At 73.3% G+C, this 4,276-nt stretch carries 4 protein-coding genes; all 4 read left to right on the forward strand.

The genetic code is table 11. The features are described 5' to 3' along the window. Positions 1-137: 137 nt before the first annotated feature. Positions 138-1,229: an ABC transporter ATP-binding protein gene (locus E1300_RS47995; protein ID WP_242619879.1), complete on the forward strand. Its 1,092-nt coding sequence runs from the start codon at positions 138-140 to the stop codon at positions 1,227-1,229. After that, positions 1,226-2,206, forward strand: a complete 981-nt coding sequence (locus E1300_RS48000) for an ABC transporter permease (protein ID WP_131763917.1) — start codon at positions 1,226-1,228, stop codon at positions 2,204-2,206. The genes E1300_RS47995 and E1300_RS48000 overlap by 4 nt, the downstream gene beginning before the upstream one ends. Before the next feature lie 7 nt (positions 2,207-2,213). Beyond that, positions 2,214-3,158, forward strand: a complete 945-nt coding sequence (locus E1300_RS48005; protein ID WP_131763918.1) for an ABC transporter permease — start codon at positions 2,214-2,216, stop codon at positions 3,156-3,158. Positions 3,159-3,211: 53 nt separating this feature from the next. Next, positions 3,212-4,276, forward strand: a 1,065-nt coding sequence (mshC, locus tag E1300_RS48010) for a cysteine--1-D-myo-inosityl 2-amino-2-deoxy-alpha-D-glucopyranoside ligase (protein WP_131763919.1), incomplete at its 3' end; no start/stop codon positions are given.

A 4,276-nucleotide genomic window follows, 5' to 3' on the forward strand; every position in this document is an offset into this window, starting at 1 on the left:
GGCGCCACCCGAAGCGGCGCCGCCCCGGCAGCGGACGGCGGCCCGGCGGAGGACCGCGGTCTGGCGGAGGACCACGGCCTGGCTCAGGACGGCGGCCTGGCGGAGGGCGGCGGCACGCGCCCGGACGGGAGCGGCGGGTGAGCGCGCGGAGGATCGAGGGCGAGGGCGAGGTCCTGGTCTCGGTGGAGGGCGTGTACAAGCACTTCCCCATCCGGCAGGGCATCGTGTTCAAGAAGGAGGTCGGCCGCGTCCACGCGGTGGACGGCGTCGACCTGCGGGTGCGGCGCGGCGAGACGCTCGGGATCGTCGGGGAGTCGGGCTGCGGGAAGTCCACGCTCGCGCGCTGCATCACGGGCCTGCACCCGGTGACCAGCGGCCGGATCCTGTTCGAGGGCACCGACATCACGGGGCTGCCGAAGTCCGGGCTGAAGGCGTTCCGCCGCGACGTCCAGATGATCTTCCAGGACCCGTACGGGTCGCTGAACCCGCGGCGCCGCGTCGGCTCGATCATCGGCGACCCGTTCGCCGTCCACGCGACCGCGGCCGGCGCCGAGCGCAAGCGGCGCGTGCAGGAGCTGATGGAGCTGGTCGGGCTGAACCCCGAGCACTACAACCGGTTCCCGGCGGAGTTCTCCGGCGGGCAGCGGCAGCGCATCGGGGTGGCGCGGGCGCTGGCGCTGCGGCCGAAGCTGATCGTGTGCGACGAGCCGGTGTCGGCGCTGGACGTCTCGATCCAGGCGCAGGTCGTCAACCTCCTCAAGGACCTCCAGGACGAGTTCGGGCTGACGTACGTGTTCATCGCCCACGACCTGTCGCTGGTGCGGTACGTCAGCGACCGGGTCGCGGTGATGTACCTCGGGAAGGTCGCGGAGGCCGCCGCCGTCGAGGACGTGTACGTCCGGCCCCGCCACCCGTACACGGCGGCGCTGCTGTCGGCGGCGTCGGTCTCCGACCCGGACGCGGCCGAGCGCGCCGAGCGGATCGTCCTCACCGGCGACGTGCCGTCCCCGATCCAGCCGCCGCCGGGCTGCCGGTTCCATCCGCGCTGCCCGAAGGCCGCGGGCCGCTGCGTCGAGGAGGACCCGCCGCTGATCCGGCGGGACGGCGACGCGCCGGGCCACGTCACCGCCTGCCACTTCCCCGTGGAGCCGGGGGAGAGCCTCGCGGGCCGGGAGGCGTCGATCGCGCAGGTCTCCACGCAGCCGGACCTTCCGGAGGTCGAGCAGTGAGCAGCTACACCGAGCTGGAGGCGCAGGAGCTCCGCGAGGACGGCGGTCCGCCGCCGGGCGGGCCGGCCCGGGTCCGCGGCCGCAGCCCGTTCCAGCTCGCCTGGGCGCGGTTCCGCCGCGACCGGCTCGCGGTCGCGTCGCTCGGAGTCCTGGCGCTCATCGTGCTGTTCGCGGTGCTCGCGCCGCTGTGGGCGCGCTGGACCGGCCACCCCTACGACGCGACGTTCCCGAAGACGGGCCTGGACCCCGACGGGCAGCCCCGCGGCCCGTCCGGCGAGTTCTGGCTGGGCGCCGACCAGCTCGGCCGCGACGTCCTCGTCCGCGCCGCGTACGGGGCGCGGATCTCGCTGGTCGTCGGGATCCTCGCGGCCCTGCTCGCCTCGGTCGTCGGGACGCTGGTCGGGGTCCTGTCGGGCTACGTCGGCGGCGCGCTGGACACGCTGCTGGCCCGGCTGATGGACATGACGCTCGCGCTGCCGTACCTGCTGGTGGCGATCCTGCTCGCGACGACGTTCCAGATCTCCTCGGTCGGCGCGAGCCTCACGATGACGATCCTCGTGATCGCGTTCTTCTCGTTCGCGGCGTTCGGCCGGATCATTCGCGGGCAGGTGCTGTCGCTGAAGCAGAAGGAGTTCGTCGAGGCGGCCCGCTCGCTCGGCGCGTCCAACACCCGGATCATGCTGGTGGACGTGCTGCCGAACCTCGTCGCGCAGGTCACGGTGCTGACGTCGCTGCTGATCCCCACGTCGATCGTGTTCGAGGCGACGCTGTCGTTCCTCGGCGTGGGGGTGCGGCTCCCGATGCCGAGCTGGGGGTCGATGCTGGGCGAGGGCAGCGACGTGTTCCAGACCGCGTGGTGGCTGCTGGCCGTCCCGGGCGTGCTGCTGCTGCTGACCACGCTGTCGTTCAACTTGCTCGGCGACGGCATCCGGGACGCGCTCGATCCGCGCGGCGACCGGTCCGGCGGGCGGAGGTGACCCGGTCGTGACCCGCTTCGTCATCCGCCGCCTGCTGTACGCGGTGGTCGTGCTGTGGCTCGTGTCCACGCTGGTGTTCGTGTTCCTGCACATCTCGCCCGTGCCGGTGGAGCGGGTCATCGGCGGGCCGCGCGCCACGACCGACACCCTGGAGCAGATCCGCCGCAACCTCGGCCTGGACGAGCCCGTCCTCGTCCAGTACTGGGAGTTCCTCAAGCGGCTGCTGAGGGGCGACCTCGGCGCCTCCTACATCAACGGGACGCCGGTCGCGACCCTGATCGCCGACCGGCTCCCCACGACGGTGTGGCTGGTCGTCGGCGCCGGGATCCTGTGGTTCGTCGGCGGCGTCGTCACCGGCGTGCTCAGCGCGACCCGGGCGCGAAGCGTCGCCGACCGCGCCGCGACGGTGTTCGTGCTGATCGGGCTGTCCACGCCGCCGTTCGTGATGGCGCTGGTCCTGCTGTACCTGTTCGCGACGCGGCTGGGGGAGGCGGGCTTCCGGTTCTTCGAGGCGGGCCCGCCGCTCCAGGAGCACTTCCTGCAGCGCATGATCCTCCCGTGGATCGCGCTGGCCTTCCTCATGATCGCCGCCTACACCCGCCTCACCCGCGGCGCGATGCTGGACGTGCTCGGCGAGGACTACGTCCGGACGGCCCGCGCGAAGGGCCTGTCGCGCCGCCGCGTCGTGTACCGGCACGGGCTCCGCGCGGCGCTGACCCCGGTCGTCACCCAGTTCGGCATCGACCTCGGCGCGCTGATCGGCTCGACGATCGTCACCGAGAAGGTGTTCGGCCTCCAGGGCGTCGGGCAGCTCGTCTACCAGTCCATCGCGCTCGGCGACACCCCCGTGATCATCGGGGTGACGCTGGTGGTGACGCTGTTCGTGATCGTCGCGAACCTGCTCGTGGACGTCGGCTACTCGTTCCTGGACCCGCGGGTCCGGCTCTCCTGAGGACGGGCGAAGCCGGGCCAATCCCACCGAGTCGGCATGGATAAGCTTCGGGTATGCGATCGTGGCCCGCCTCCGATGTCCCCAGCCTCTCCGACGCCGGACTGCCCGCCGCGGCGGGGCCGCTGCGCCTGCACGACACGGCGGCGGGCACCGCGCGGCCCACGCGGCCGGGCGCGACGGCCCGGATGTACGTGTGCGGGATCACCCCCTACGACGCGACGCACCTCGGGCACGCCAACACCTACCTGGCGTTCGACCTCGTGAACCGGGTGTGGCGCGACCTCGGCCACCGCGTCCACTACGTCCAGAACGCGACGGACGTGGACGACCCGCTGCTGGAGCGGGCCCAGCAGACGGGGCAGGACTGGCGGGAGCTCGCCGACCGCGAGATCCAGCTCTTCCGCGACGACATGACGGCGCTGCGGGTGCTGCCGCCCGACCAGTACGTCGGCGCGGTCGAGTCCATCCCGCTGATCGTCGAGATGATCGAGAAGCTGCGGGCCAAGGACGCCGCCTACGAGGTCGGCGGCGACATCTACTTCCCGGTGTCCGCCGATCCCGCTTTCGGGGAGGTCAGCGGGCTGTCGCGGGAGGAGATGGCGCCGCTGTTCGCCGAGCGCGGCGGCGACCCGGACCGGCCCGGCAAGCGCGACCCGCTGGACGCGCTGCTGTGGATGCGGCGGCGGCCGGGGGAGCCCGGCTGGGAGTCGCCGTTCGGCGAGGGCCGCCCCGGCTGGCACGTGGAGTGCTCGGCGATCTCCATCGAGCACCTCGGGATGGCGTTCGACGTCGAGGGCGGCGGCTCGGACCTGGCGTTCCCGCACCACGAGATGGGCGCCTCGCACGCCCAGGTCGCCACGGGGGAGCGCCCGCACGCCCGGGCCTACGTCCACGCCGGCATGGTCGGCCTCGACGGCGAGAAGATGTCGAAGTCGCGCGGGAACCTCGTGTTCGTGTCGCGGCTGCGGGAGGCGGGCACCGACCCGATGGCGATCCGGCTGGCGCTGCTCGCCCACCACTACCGGTCGGACTGGGAGTGGGCGGACGCGGAGCTCGCGGCGGCGTCCGCGCGGCTGGAGCGGTGGCGGGCGGCGGTGGCGCGGCCCGCGGGCCCGGCG

It is taken from the genome of Actinomadura fibrosa (assembly GCF_900659615.1).
Lineage (GTDB): Bacteria > Actinomycetota > Actinomycetes > Streptosporangiales > Streptosporangiaceae > Spirillospora > Spirillospora fibrosa.